Origin of the sequence: Enterococcus devriesei (assembly GCF_001885905.1) — a bacterium.
GTDB lineage: Bacteria > Bacillota > Bacilli > Lactobacillales > Enterococcaceae > Enterococcus_A > Enterococcus_A devriesei.
Window position 1 is genome coordinate 45295 of record NZ_JXKM01000008.1, and the last position, 14468, is coordinate 59762.

The following is a 14468-nucleotide window of genomic DNA, read 5'->3' on the forward strand; positions in this document are numbered from 1 at the left end:
AAGCTGGAATCTCTCCCAGCCTCCGCTTATTTTGCTTCGTACCAAGTTTTGCCCCAATTGCTGTCCGTTAGCAATGGCACATCTAATTGGACGGTATTTTCCATCACTTCTTTGACTAATTGATCTAATTGTTCTAGTTCACTTTCTGGCACTTCAAAGACCAATTCATCATGCACTTGCAATAGCATTGTTGCTTGCAGTTTTTCTGCTTCCAAACGCTTCGCCATCTCGATCATTGCTAACTTCAAAATATCTGCCGCACTGCCTTGAATAGGTGTGTTAATTGCGGTCCGCTCCGCAAAAGAACGTAGATTGAAATTACGGGCATTGATGTCTGGTAAATAGCGACGACGATTATACAAGGTCGCAGCATAGCCTTTATCCTTCGCTTCACGAACGCTTTCTTCCATATAACGTTTAACATCTGGATAATTTTCAAAATACGTGTCGATGTATTCTTGCGCGGCCTTTCGAGTAATTCCAAGGTTTTGCGATAAGCCATAATCGGAGATCCCATAAACGATTCCGAAATTCACCGCTTTCGCATTGCGTCGCATGTTAGGTGTTACTTCATCTTCTGAGACATTAAAGACTCGCATCGCGGTACTGGTGTGGATATCCATTCCATCTCGGAAAGCCTGTTTCAAATGTTCATCACCAGAAATGTGAGCCAAGACCCGTAATTCGATTTGTGAATAGTCGGAAGAATAAATCAACCAATTTTCAGCTCGCGGCACAAAGGCTTGACGAATTTTTCGACCCTCTTCTAAACGAATCGGAATATTTTGTAGATTCGGATCGACCGAACTTAAGCGGCCCGTTTGAGTCAAGGTTTGGATGTAGCGGGTATGGATTTTATTATCACTTTGGATTACCTTCAAAAGTCCTTCAACATAGGTCGATTGAATTTTTGCCAGCTGACGATAATCTAAAATATGCTCCACGATTGGTGCCTGCTCACGAAGTTGTTCTAACACATCGACAGCCGTTGAATATCCCGTCTTGGTTTTCTTAATTACTGGCAGCTGCATTTTCTCAAATAAAATCACACCCAGCTGTTTCGGTGAATTAATATTAAATTCTTCCCCGGCATCTTGATAGATTTTTTCTTCGATTTCTTGTAATCGTTTGGAGAATTCTCCCCGCATGTTTTGCAGACGTTGCGCATCCACGGTAATTCCAGCAATCTCCATCTCAGCTAAAATTCGTGATAAGGGCAATTCCATTTGATAGAACAATTTGTCTTGCTGCTTTTCTTCCAATTCCTTTTCTAATTTTTCACTAAGGAATTGAATCGCTTTGATCTTACGAGCCAAATGTCCGAAGAATACTTCCTCGTCCTCCGGCAAGCCCTTTTTCGCCCCTTTGCCGTAAACCTGCTCATCTGTTTGAATCTCAGTATAGCCATAATATTGAGCCACTCCGGCGATATCATTGCTGTTGTCATTCGTGTCTAGTAAATAGGCTGCTAAAAGAACATCAAAATTGATTCCTTCGGTTTTACCCACATACCGATTCAACGCAACATAGGTCCGCTTCGCATCGTAAACTTTTTTTCCATCCGCCTTCGCTAACCAATTCTTAAAGGCTGCATTTTCAAAAAGTTCCAACTCAGTCGTCACATAAATTTTCTCTTTATTGCCCCAAGCGACTCCCACAATATCAGAAAGATGGTAATTGTCATCCAGCATCTCAACATACAAAGCGGAATCAGCCGTAAACATCTCTTCATTGAAGGTATTGACAACTTCAAAATGGATGTCTTCCAGCTCCACTTCCTCTTCTTCCACATTCAATTTGCTTAAAAAGCCTTTGAAGTCCATTTCCTTGAAGAACGGGATCAATTTATCCAAATCTTTTCCGTTGTACAACAGTTCATCAATCGAAATTTCGACTGGCGCATCTACTTTGATAGTGGCCAATTCTTTCGAAAGAAACGCTTGATCTTTGTCGTTAATCAAATTTTCTTTCATTTTACTTTTTTTCAGCTCGTCGATATTTTCGTATACCCCTTCGACACTGCCAAATTGTTTCAATAATTTGATCGCGGTCTTCTCACCGACTTTAGTCACACCAGGATAGTTATCCGATGTATCGCCAGCTAGACCTTTCATATCGATGATTTGATTTGGCGTCAAGCCATCATATTTTTCCGCCACATGTTCAGGTGTGTAAGATTCAATTTCACTAACGCCTTTGACGGTAATATCAACTTTGACTTTGTCTGTCGCTAATTGCGTCAAATCTCGGTCCCCCGATAAGACTACTACCTCGAAGCCCGCTTCTTCTCCCCGATGTGCCAATGTCCCGATGATATCATCCGCTTCGTAATTATCTAATTCGTAATGTTTCACGCCGAGCCCGACTAACAACTCACGTAAATATGGCATCTGCTCACGAAATTCTCCTGGCGTCTTTGAACGCCCGCCTTTATAATCTGAATACATCGCCGTCCGAAATGTCGTATTGCCTGCATCAAAAGCCACTAATACATGGGTTGGTTTTTCACGTTCCATCACGTTTTCAAACATATTGTTGAAGGCGTAGATAGCATTCGTGTGGAGTCCATTTTTATTTTTGAAACGCTCCAAAGAATTATGCAAGGCAAAAAAAGCCCGGAAAGCCACACTGTTTCCGTCAACTAATAATAATTTCTTTTCACTCATATACTCGACCCCTACTTCGTTTTAATGGATTTATTTTTCAAAACCGAAAAATAAGTTTCTTGCTCAGCACGATTATCATTCCGCTAAACTGCTTGATAAATATTTCTAACTTTTGTTTTCTAGCAGCTCAGCTCTTTAACTACTGCCAAAAGCGGAACTGAAACCTACTTCGTTTTAATGGATTTATTTTCATAAACCAAAAAATAAGTTTCTTGCTCTGTACGATTATCATCCCGCTAAATAGTTTGCTCGATGACTTTAGTTGATATTTCTCAGCAGTTCACCTGTCGAATATTGCTAACTAAAATTGAGCTAACTCGTTAAAATTAAAAGAATTTCGTACACCTACCATTCTACTAATCTCGCTAAAGCAAGAAGCAGAACTGGCAAGTCCTTCGCCCTTCATTTTAACAAAGTCTCTTATGAAAAGAAAAGAATGCGCCGGATTTTTTCAAATTAATTGTTGATCAATGAAACGTAAGAAGGGCTTTTGCGAACTCGCCCAGCTTTTGAGCAATAAGACTAAACGATTTCTAAATGACTGAGAAACACAAAGTTTTAACTTTGATGTTGAACAGTTCCTACTGGGTGCTTCTCAAATTTCGAAATCGTTTTCCTTATTGCCGATAAAGCTAGTTCGTGAAGCCAGATATGGCTAGATATGCTGTAAATCGATTTATTCATGTGAAATTTGATACTTTCTTGCCAGAAAAAAATAGAGACGAGAAATCGTCTCTATTTGCTGCTTCCAAAGATTCGAAGGAATGAGATGAATAGGTTGATAAAGTCTAAATATAGCTGTAAGGCCATGAAAACGGCCACACCATTACCAGCTTCACCATTGGTTCCTTGATAAATCTTGCGGATCATTTGATTGTCATAGGCGGTGATTCCTGACATCACGACTACCATTAAAATTGAAATAAAGAAGTCAACCGCTCCACTGTGAAGTAAAAAGACATTTAACAGCATCGCGATGATAATCCCAAACAAACAACTTAATGCTGCCCGACCAAGTCCAGATAGATCCCGCTTTGTAAATGAACCCACCAGAGACATCACTAAGAAGGTTGCCGAGGCGGTCACAAAGGCTTGAGTCACTGTGCCAATGTCATACATTGCCAAGGTAACTGCTAACGTCAAACCATTCAAAGCGGAATATATGATAAAACCGCTGATTGCCAATGTCGGATTTTTTTGCGCCTTTACGCCAAGAAAAATAACTAACGCGATCTCGGCGATCCAGATTCCCCAAAAGCCTAAGGGAAAATTATTGATAAAGTTCTGCACTTGTTGCATCCATGGTCCTAATGCCATATATGAAATTACTGCGCTGATTCCGATTCCTAATGCTAGAAAGGCATAGATTTTTCCGTAGAAACGGTTCAGACCAGATACGCGTGTTTCTTGATTATTCATCATTTAAATCATCTCCTATTTGCGGTTGTGGCGGTTTCACCATGACCACCGCGTCTAAGATGCGTTTCTCTTCGTTGTCCGTTGCTTCGACAGCTTCAACAGAGATTGTCACGACATCTTTCATTTTATCCACTTTGATTACTTCAAACTCAAACGTCAATGTTTCATAATGAAATACCGGATCAATAAAATTGATCGAAAAATTCACTACATGAGAACCCGGTCCTGGTAAATGTTTAGAAATCGCACTTGTAATGATCCCCATCAACATGATTGATGGTACAAGCGGCTGTTCATACTCAGTTTCTTTCGCATAGTCGTGTTGGATGTACAAAGGATTTGCGTCATTTGTCAAACCAAGATATAAAAGAATCTGATTATCCTCGATCGATTCCGTTAACGATAACGAGTCACCTTCTTCGATTTCGTCGATCGTTTTGCCTACTTTCCGAGCCTTCATATTATACAAATTCATTCCCTCCGATATATGTTCTATTCAATATTTTAGCAGAATAGAAGGAAAACACAAGCTTGTAACTTCTTCCTAAATAGTTTCGTAAACTCTTTTTGAGAAAGGCAGCAAAGCAAACTGTCCACTCTATTTTTTAAAACCTACAGAAAGATTTAGAATCTGCCTGTAGATGATTGATTTAACCTGCCAAAACTTGCAAAAAAGCTGAGACAGTAATTGTCTCAGCTTTTTGAGTCCGATTATAAAACGTTACGAGTGGTATTACTTAGTAAGTCTTCGTAAGCCCGTTCGAACTTTTGAACATCTCCAGCACCCATAAAGACGACTACCGCATTTTCATGATCCAATAATGGTGACATGTTTTCTTCTTTCAAAACTTGTCCGCCTTTTTGGATTTTTGCACCAAGGTCTTCGATTTTTACTTCGCCGGCTGTTTCACGAGCAGAAGAGAAAATATCACAAAGGTAAACGCGATCGGCACGATCTAACGCTTCAGCGAATTCGTCCATCAAAGCGATCGTCCGAGTGAAAGTATGAGGCTGGAATACCGCGATCAATTCTTTTTCAGGATATTTTTGACGAGCAGCATCGATTGTTGCTTTGATTTCTGCCGGATGATGCGCGTAGTCATCAACAATAATCATGTCCGCGACCTTTTTCTCAGTGAAGCGACGTTTTACGCCATTGAATGTTAACATTTCTTCTCTAACCTTATCCATGTCTAACTCTTCGAAGTATGCGACAGCAATGACAGATAATGCATTCAAAATGTTGTGCTTACCAAATGATGGGACAGCAAAACGACCGATGAATTTTTCATCGTGGTAGACATCAAAGGCAGAACCATTCGTCGTACGAACGATGTTGCGGGCTTGAATGTCATCATTGTCAGATAAACCATAGTAATAAACCGGTACATCCGCTTTTAATTTACGTAAGTATTCATCATCGCCGTATGCGAAGATCCCTTTTTTGACTTGTGAAGTCAACGTTTGGAACGCTTCAAATACATCAGCGATACTCTTGAAATAATCAGGATGATCGAAATCAATATTCGTCATGATTGCGTAATCTGGAGCATAGGCTAAAAAGTGACGTTGATATTCGCAGGCTTCAAAGGCGAAGAAGGTCGCATCTGGAACACCGTGTCCGGTACCATCTCCAATTAAATAGCTAGTTGGTGCTAAGCCGTTTAATACATGGGCCAACAAACCGGTCGTACTCGTTTTACCATGGGAACCTGTTACCGCGATACTGGTGTAAGGTTGGATGAATTGACCAATGAAGTCATGGTAACGAATGATTTCAAGACCTAATTCTTTCGCACGGGCGATTTCTTCATGGGTATCAGGAAACGCATTTCCTTGAATAATCGTCATGCCTTCTTTGATATTGTCTTTGCTAAATGGCAGAATCGTAATGCCGGCTTTTTCTAAATCACGTTGTGTGAAAAAATATTTTTCGACGTCAGAACCTTGTACATCAAAGCCTTTTTCATGTAAAACTAAAGCCAATGAGCTCATACCTGAGCCTTTGATTCCAACAAAATGATAAAGTGTGTCTTTATTATTCATTTAATCCTCTTCCTTATATGTACAAAATTGTTTGCGGTTCACATTATCATATAAAACGCTGAAAATAGCAATCTTTTATTCTCTAAGCAGGCGCCTCACTCATTATTGTTCAATTGTCGTCAAAAATTCCAGCTTTCCTTGACAACTTCCACAAACATAGCGTGTGGTATTGATTTTGCGACGTCGTTTGATTTTCTGCTGACAACTTTTGCATTGGTAGACTTGATATGTGACAGCGGCTAATGGCGGAGCAAAACGCGAACCACCCGTTTGTTTCAATAACTGTTTAAATTCTAAGTCCTTATGCTGATAACCTCGCCCAGCTAAATGTAAATGATAATGACACAGCTCATGCTTAATCACTTTGATCAACTCGGCTGTTCCATATTTTTCATACACCAACTGATTGAAATCTAAGTCATGGCTACTTAAATGATACCGGCCACCAGTGGTTCTTAAACGACGATTGAAGCTGGCTTTATGACAGAAAGGCTGTCGAAAAGAATCTTGTGAGATCTTTTCGACGAGCACTTGTAATTCTTGATTAGTCATTTTTTTCACTTTGAATCATCGTTAAGCTGATACGGCCCTTTTTGGTATCGACACCTTCGACCCAAACGGTTACCACGTCACCGACAGAAACCACGTCGGTTGGATGCTTGACATAGCTTTTGCTCAGCTTGGAGATATGCACTAAACCATCTTGCTTTACACCAATATCAACAAAGGCGCCAAAGTCGATTACATTTCTAACCGTTCCTTGCAGCTCCATACCGGCCTGTAAATCCTCCATCGTCAAGACATCTTGACGTAATAACGGAGCTGGCATTTCATCACGCATATCGCGACCGGGTTGTAATAAGGCTTGCAAAATATCTTTGATCGTCTCTTTGCCAATCGTTAATTGTTTTTGCAACTCGCCAACGTCTAAAGCTTTGATTTTTTCGGTGGCTTCTGATGAACCTAATGATTTTAAGTCAACCTCAGCTAAAGCTAAAATTTCTTTCGCACTAGCATAGCTTTCCGGGTGGATCGCTGTCGTGTCTAAAATATTTTTTGCTCCTGGAATCCGTAAGAATCCAATTGCTTGTTCGTACGCTTTAGGTCCTAAGCGTGGCACTTTCTTTAATTGCGGACGTGAAGTGAAGGCACCGTTTTCGTCGCGGTAATTCAAAATATTTTGAGCCGTAGTCTTATTCAAGCCAGAAGCGTACGCCAATAATTGCGGGCTGGCCGTATTGACGTTGACTCCTACTTGGTTGACCGCTGTTTCGACGACGAAATCCAACTGTTCAGACAGACGTTTTTGGGAAACATCATGTTGGTATTGACCGACCCCGACCGCTTTCGGATCGATCTTAACTAATTCTGACAAGGGATCTTGCAAACGGCGGGCAATGCTGACTGCACTCCGTTCTTCGACTTGCAGATCAGGAAATTCTCCCCGGGCTATGTCACTGGCAGAATAAACCGATGCGCCTGCTTCGTTAACAATCACATAAAAAACTTCTTGCTGAATTTGTTTCAACTGCTCTGCTACGAATAATTCTGATTCCCGACTAGCTGTCCCATTCCCGATAGCGACCATTTCAACGCCGTGCTTTTTGATCAAAGCTTGGAAAGCGGGACCCGCGGCTTGCCGTTTTGCTTGGGCTGCCGGCTTGTGAGGGTAGATCACTTCGATGGCTAAGACTTTCCCAGTGGCATCTACTACCGCTAATTTACAACCTGTCCGATACGCTGGGTCAAACCCTAAGACAACTTTACCCTTCAATGGTGGTTGCAACAATAAATTCCGCAAGTTTTCGCCAAAAATGCTGATGGCTTGCTCGTCGGCTTCTTCCGTCAACTCATTACGAATTTCCCGTTCGATCGCAGGTCCGATAAAACGTTTATAGCTGTCTTTGTATGCTTCACGAACAAATTCTGCAGTAATCGAGCGGCTGTTTTGAATCAATTGACGTTCCAAATAGTCAAAGATTTTTTCTTCTTCCACTACGATAGCTACTTTTAAAATGTCTTCCTTTTCTCCTCGATTAGAAGCCAGCACTCGATGAGAAACCATCTTATTGATTGGCTCATTGAAATCATAATACATTTCGTAGACGCCTTTTTCATCTTTCTCCGCGTCTTTGACTTTGCTTTGATAAACTCCTTTATTTTTTGTAAAGGTCCGGACCCACGTCCGAAAGTCGGGATTGTCGCTGATTTGCTCAGCAACGATCTCATGGGCACCTTGCAACGCTTCTTCCACGTTTGCAACGTTCTCATTAATAAATTCACCCGCTTTACCATAGACATCGCCAGTTTGAGGGAAACTCATCAAATATTCGGCTAACGGCTCCAAGCCATTTTCTTTTGCGATCGTCGCTTTTGTCCGCCGCTTTTGCTTATAGGGACGATAGAGATCTTCAACTTTTTGCACTTTTACCGCTTGCTGGATTTTTTGTGCCAGCTCCGGCGTCAATTTACCTTGCTCGTCAATTAACCGTAAGACTTCCTGCTTACGCTTCTCTAAATTTTCTAAATAATTATAACGTTCTTCAATTTCACGAATTTGCACCTCGTCAAGCGTCCCGGTCATTTCTTTCCGATAACGGGCGATAAACGGAACCGTGTTTCCTTCGCTTAATAAGGTTAATACTACTTTGATCTGCTGCGGACGATAGCCCGTCAATTCGTTATTCAGTAGTTGAATGATTTCTTGGTTCAAACTCTCTGCCATTTCATTTCCTCATTTCATCCAAAATCTTATCTATTTTATCATATTTCCTTGAAGTTTGCTTTTTGTACCTCGAATCACTAGGACAAGATTTAGACCTTTCTTTTTTGTCGCAAATAGTTCGGCAATTCTGACAAAACCAGACCCGTCAAAGTCAGCAAAATTCCCGCAGCCGTTTTAGTCGTTAATTTCTCCCCTAAAAGCAAGACCGAAGCAACGGTCGTTAACATCGGAATCGTATAAATATAAACTGCTGCTCGTACGGCTCCTAAATTTTTCACCGAAAAATTCCACGTGACAAAGCACAAGGCAGATGCACCAATTCCTAAAAATAAAAGATTGCCAAGATTAGTCACTTCTGTCAGCCGCGTAACATCAAAACGATCCACACTTAAAAGAAAGACCGGTAGCATAAATAGCAAGCCGTAAAAAAAGACCCGCTACGTGATCGCAATCGTCGAATAACCCGATCCGCTGATTCTTTTGATTAATAACGAGTACGAGGCCCAACAAACGGTCGCCAGCATCGCTAAGCCGTCGCCAATCGGGCTGACATTTAATGAGCCCGAAAAGCTAATCAACGAAATACCAATCATGGAACAAACAAACCCTAACAAGAAAATACGCGGGATCGTTCCTTCTTTCAAAACAAAGCGGCTAATTAAAGCCGTCATAAACGGACTGATGGAACCAATCACGCCGACATTCATAGCTAAGGTATACGTCAGCGCCACATTTTCTAAATAATAATACAAAAAGACTCCAAACAAACCTGCTGCCATAAAGAAAAATTCTTGCTTCCAGCCTTTGAAAGGAATGAACTTCCGTGACGCTACGGTTAAGATGAAAAAGCCGATCAGAAACCGAATAAATAAAATTTCAATCGGCAAAAAATTTACCAACAACACTTTAGTAGAGATAAATGTCAGCGCCCAAATAACCACCGTTACCCCAGCCGACAAGTGACCTTTGACTGTTTCAGACATAAGCTCCTCCTTTATTAAAATACTATGCCATCTAAGTAAGCGAGTTGCAACCACCTCTGAGCTTTTATTCCACATCACTCAATATTAAGCCGAATCCAACAAAAAACGAGATTCAACACGAATCTCGCCTCTTTAATAATCCACTATTAAAATTCAGGCTGCCACGGTCCATTTAGATTCGGCAGTTCATAATCCGCCACCAAACCGGCTTGATCAAAAACAACGCCATGAAGACTTCCTCCGAAAACCGCTCCACCGTCAATACCGATTTTATTATCCGATTGCCATATGGCTGTCGTCTGCATATCACCGTAGAGCATCGGGGTGATTGTATGCCCAAAGACGATTATCTTGCCAGTTTTATTTTTTCCTTCGTGAAAAGGCTCGCGAATCCATAAAAAATCCTGTAAGGAAGTCTCATGCCAATCTTTAGTTAAATCCACTCCCGCATGCACAAATAGATACTTTCCCCATTCGCAATAGAATGGACGTTCTGCTAAAAAGTCCATTAGCTTTTTGTAGCGGCTGCGGATCATCATAGCGATTTCGGTCGGAGAATATTCCAGTATCGCACCTTGATGTAACAAGCTCTCAATCGTTTCTTTTCCACCATTATAGAGATAACTAGGAAACCAATCCTCAGGCTTCTCCATAAAATCTAAGAAATATTCTTCATGATTTCCTCGTAAGTAGACCGCTTGGTATTTTTCAACCAGTTCCATCCCTAAAAGCCAGCATTCTTTACTTTTTGGTCCGCGATCATTTAGATCACCAATCAAAATCAACTGCTGTTTCGCTGGTTCAAACTTTTGCAAAACCTCTTGAAACAACTCATATTCTCCGTGAACATCACCAATCACAAATACTTGATCCATTCCCATCCGCCTCTCTCAATCGAAGACCGCTTTATTTACCAGACACGACAAAATAATTTCCGTCAGCATCCACAAAATTAAAAATGTATTCCTCGCCAATTTGCGTCAAATCGCCTAGTTGAACATCAACCGTTTGTAATTTTTTATACAAACTAATCATATCATCACTACCAAAAATTAATGCTGGCGATGGTTCCGTCGCTTCATCGTCATTCTTTTGAATAAATGCACGATCATAGATGACTAAATGAGTCGTACTTGTCTCACTCATTGCCACTTCCGCTACTTGCGAACCATCCAACTCCTCAAAACTTATCTCAATAAAGCCTAAACTCTGCCAAAAAGTACTCGCCTTTTTCACATCATCCGCATATAAAATCACTTTTACTTGTTCGTTAAACAAACGATTCACTCCCCATAATTAAACTCAAATCTTAATACACTCAATATAACAAAGTGCGCGCTTTGATGCGAATACTTAGTAAGAAAAAAGCGAATTCTTAATTGATCATTTTGAACTAACTAGCTTTCATTACAGTTTTATTTATAAAGTGGTCAATTCGTTTCAAACTAGATTTACCTAGGAAAAGATGGACTAACAGCTAGCTTCTTAATAAGGAAGCATTTTTCGAAAACCGCTAAAAATATTCTGATCGTCGTTTATTATACTATTCCACTAATCACGATAAATAGTCAGTGAAACTCGCAGCTAACTCACTTTTAGGAGAGCATTTTTCAAAAAAGAAAAAATGCTTCTATTTTCGTACGCATACGATTTTTCTATACCCGCTAAAGCAGGAAAAAAAACTCGCAGTCGATTCTACACAAAAGGGAATAAATTTTTTTCAAAAATTAATTTTTATTATCATCGACATATTATCCAACTAGACATCTTCCGTTATAGTTCATTTATAAAGTGATCAATTCATCCCAAACTAGATTAAACTGCGAAAAGTTGGACTAACAAAAAAAGCTTGGTTGCGCATACCAAGCTTTTGATGATTTATTATTGATTCACTTCGATTGACGCGTCTTTGTCTTCTAAGATTTCTCGATCTAAGTCATGAATACGTGAGCTGGTTACCACACCGGCAACCATGCTGCCGCTGACGTTGACTGCGGTCCGAGCCATATCGATCATTGGCTCAACTGAAATGACTAATCCTACGATAGCAACCGGCAAGTTCATAGCTCCCAGTACGATCAATGATGCAAAAGTTGCACCACCACCGACTCCGGCTACGCCAAATGAACTGATCGTTACAATCGCCATTAACATAATAATGAATTTCAAATCAAACACGTTGACCCCAACGGTTGGTGCCACGATCGTAGCTAACATCGCTGGATAAACCCCAGCACAGCCGTTTTGACCAATCGAAATCCCAAAACTTCCGGCAAAGTTTGCGGTTGCTTCATCTACACCCAATGCTTTTGTTTGTGTTTCGATATTCATCGGCAACGTTCCGGCACTTGAACGTGATGTAAAGGCAAAGCTCAAGGCTGGAAAAGCCTTTTTAAAGAAATTGATTGGATTGACTCTAACACCCAGCAAAATAAGTGAGTGAACTAGTAAAACAACGATCAAGGCGCTATAAGAAGCCAAAATAAATTTCCCTAAGTTGACAATCGCTTCAAAATCACTCGTTGCTAAAACGTTGGTCATTAATGCGAAGACCCCATAAGGTGTTAGACGCAAAACCAAAGTAACGATACGCATAACGATTTTATATAAGCTTTCAATCAAGTTTGCAAAAAATTCTGCTTCCTTCGGCGCCTTGCGACGAACACCTAAAAAGGCGATACCGACAAAGGCCGCGAAAATAACCACGCCAATAGTACTTGTTGGGCGTGTTCCTGCGAAGTCAGCAAAAACATTTGTTGGAATGAAAGATAAAATTTGTTGCGGAATTGAGAAGTTTTGGACCATATCCTGACGATCGGCTAATTCTTTGATCCGAGCAGTTTCTGCTGCTCCTTTGGTGAAGGTTGCCCCATCTAAATTGAAGATCATCACAGCTGCGATACCGATCAAGGCAGCGATTGCTGTTGTTGCTAACAGTGTAACTAAGACGTTCGCACTGATCTTCCCCAGTTTCTTACTGGATTTCATCTTCGTAAAAGCACCTACGATAGAAATAAAAACTAGCGGCATAACTAACATTTGTAATAAAGAAATATAACCATTACCGACGATCCCGATCCATTCCATCGCTTGAGAAATGATTTTGCTACCATTACCTAAAAGTAATTGTAAAATTCCGCCAAAAATAATTCCGGCACCTAATCCAGCGAAAACTCGATTAGAAAATTTCACATGTCTTTTTTGCATTTGGTAGAAAGCCACAAGCAACGCAACGAATACTAAGATCACTAATACAGTGAACAGAGTTGTCATTGTATTCCTCCTTAAAATAACTTTCTATAATGACAAGTCTGTCAAAGGAAGTAAAGGTTCCCGGTGTCCATTCTTCAATGGAACACCCTAAAATATGATTGCGCAAGTCCAATATTTTAGTGACTTTTTTAGTATAACTCAGTTAAAATAATCTGTCTTATAAAAAGCATTATTACAGGAAAATTTTCAAGAAAAATTCCGACTGGAAGGATATCTAAATTTCTAAGATATCTTTCCAGTCGGAGGAAAATAAATAATTAAATTGTATTAGACGAAAAATTAATTTTAACGCCTGGTTTATCTAAAGCAATTTCCGTGATCTCATAGACCATCCGCTCGATCAAATTTAAAATAGGTCGAATCATTTCATTAGCTTCCGCTTCAGTCAAATCACTCTTTTGATTGATTTGGCGACCGATCACATGAATTACTTGCGACAAGACCCCGCCAATAATAAATTCTTCAAATGGAAGAATAAATTCGATTCGAACTCCCATTATACTATTTCCAGCAGGATAGGCCGGATCCGTTGAGTCCAATGGGCTAAAATTGATTAATAATTTCTGTTCGACTTTTTGATCTCTTGGAGGCAATCCATAATTAAAGGATTCTACAACCTCTTGATCCCGTTGTAATTCCATTTCGCACCTCCTATCCTCTATACCTTATGAAAGCCGTTCATCTTATTTTTATGCTAAAAAATCGGATTGGAGCAGACATCTTTAATTTAATTATAGCTTTCTCCGACATAAATTTATAGCATTTCTTTCAAATTATTTATCCGATAGGTGGCGTTGATGTCTTGCTTAAAATAATCCAAATCATAAAAAACAGTTTTAGTTTTAGCATTATTCCCCGCTTCAATATCTAGCTTCCGATCGCCAATCATAAAGGTCTGTTCTCTATCAAGCTGATACTTTTCAATAAAATAATTGATCGCCGCTGGATCTGGCTTACGAGGAAAAGCAGAATCACTGCCTACCACCTCGGTGATCAATGAATCTAAACCGTCTCGCTCTAACAATTTCCACGTCGCAGCAATTTGTCGATGAGTCAAAATAAAGTGCTGGCCGCCATTCGCTTTTAATCCTGTCAACACTTCCTTTGTCTCCTTAAAAGGAAGTGATTGATTCATATTCCGCGCCTCGTATAAATGATAAGTTTCATCAAAGGTCGGCACCGGCAGCTGCCAATCGATAATCATTTGATGAATAGAATCTTCTTTGATTTTCCGATAAACCTTCGCCTCTTCTTGTGGCAAACTAAATTCCGTAAAAGTTTTCATTAATGCTTTAATCATCATCGGGTACGTATCATACAACGTCCCATCAAAATCCCAAATATAATTCATGTTGC

13 protein-coding genes are annotated in these 14468 nt (G+C 40.2%); all 13 read right to left on the bottom strand.

The window, feature by feature from the left end:
* Nucleotides 1–26: 26 nt before the first annotated feature.
* Nucleotides 27–2666 carry a DNA polymerase I gene (polA, locus tag RV00_RS11570; protein WP_071862753.1) on the bottom strand — a complete coding sequence of 880 codons (2640 nt, stop codon included), beginning with the start codon at nucleotides 2664–2666 and terminating at the stop codon, nucleotides 27–29.
* A gap of 735 nt (nucleotides 2667–3401) precedes the next feature.
* On the bottom strand, nucleotides 3402–4085 hold the full coding sequence (locus tag RV00_RS11575) for a Bax inhibitor-1/YccA family protein (RefSeq protein ID WP_071862811.1): 684 nt from the start codon (nucleotides 4083–4085) through the stop codon (nucleotides 3402–3404).
* The gene (locus RV00_RS11580) at nucleotides 4078–4560 is read right to left on the bottom strand and encodes a MaoC/PaaZ C-terminal domain-containing protein (protein ID WP_071862754.1); all 483 of its coding nucleotides are present in this window, start codon (nucleotides 4558–4560) and stop codon (nucleotides 4078–4080) included. Before RV00_RS11580 ends, RV00_RS11575 begins: the two co-directional genes overlap by 8 nt.
* A 236-nt stretch (nucleotides 4561–4796) precedes the next feature.
* Entirely contained in the window at nucleotides 4797–6131 is a 1335-nt protein-coding gene (gene murC / locus RV00_RS11585; RefSeq protein ID WP_071862755.1) for a UDP-N-acetylmuramate--L-alanine ligase, read from the bottom strand.
* A gap of 102 nt (nucleotides 6132–6233) precedes the next feature.
* On the bottom strand, nucleotides 6234–6683 hold the full coding sequence (locus tag RV00_RS11590) for a SprT family protein (RefSeq protein WP_071862812.1): 450 nt from the start codon (nucleotides 6681–6683) through the stop codon (nucleotides 6234–6236).
* The gene (locus RV00_RS11595; protein WP_071862756.1) at nucleotides 6676–8856 is read right to left on the bottom strand and encodes a Tex family protein; all 2181 of its coding nucleotides are present in this window, start codon (nucleotides 8854–8856) and stop codon (nucleotides 6676–6678) included. Before RV00_RS11595 ends, RV00_RS11590 begins: the two co-directional genes overlap by 8 nt.
* An 89-nt stretch (nucleotides 8857–8945) precedes the next feature.
* Nucleotides 8946–9275: a DMT family transporter gene (locus RV00_RS16700; protein ID WP_276327105.1), complete on the bottom strand. Its 330-nt coding sequence runs from the start codon at nucleotides 9273–9275 to the stop codon at nucleotides 8946–8948.
* Nucleotides 9276–9293: 18 nt separating this feature from the next.
* Nucleotides 9294–9839, bottom strand: a complete 546-nt coding sequence (locus RV00_RS16705; RefSeq protein ID WP_249024100.1) for a DMT family transporter — start codon at nucleotides 9837–9839, stop codon at nucleotides 9294–9296.
* 146 nt (nucleotides 9840–9985) lie between these two features.
* A complete protein-coding gene (locus tag RV00_RS11605) occupies nucleotides 9986–10714 on the bottom strand; it encodes a metallophosphoesterase family protein (RefSeq protein WP_071862757.1) in 729 nt (242 codons plus the stop codon).
* Nucleotides 10715–10745: 31 nt separating this feature from the next.
* Nucleotides 10746–11117 carry a VOC family protein gene (locus RV00_RS11610; protein WP_071862758.1) on the bottom strand — a complete coding sequence of 124 codons (372 nt, stop codon included), beginning with the start codon at nucleotides 11115–11117 and terminating at the stop codon, nucleotides 10746–10748.
* A 603-nt stretch (nucleotides 11118–11720) separates the two neighbouring features.
* Complete coding sequence (locus tag RV00_RS11615) at nucleotides 11721–13112, bottom strand: L-cystine transporter (RefSeq protein ID WP_071862759.1); 1392 nt, start codon at nucleotides 13110–13112, stop codon at nucleotides 11721–11723.
* A 257-nt stretch (nucleotides 13113–13369) separates the two neighbouring features.
* Nucleotides 13370–13753 carry a DUF1149 family protein gene (locus RV00_RS11620; protein WP_071862760.1) on the bottom strand — a complete coding sequence of 128 codons (384 nt, stop codon included), beginning with the start codon at nucleotides 13751–13753 and terminating at the stop codon, nucleotides 13370–13372.
* A 113-nt stretch (nucleotides 13754–13866) separates the two neighbouring features.
* A complete protein-coding gene (locus RV00_RS11625; RefSeq protein ID WP_071862761.1) occupies nucleotides 13867–14463 on the bottom strand; it encodes an HAD-IA family hydrolase in 597 nt (198 codons plus the stop codon).
* Nucleotides 14464–14468: the final 5 nt, after the last annotated feature.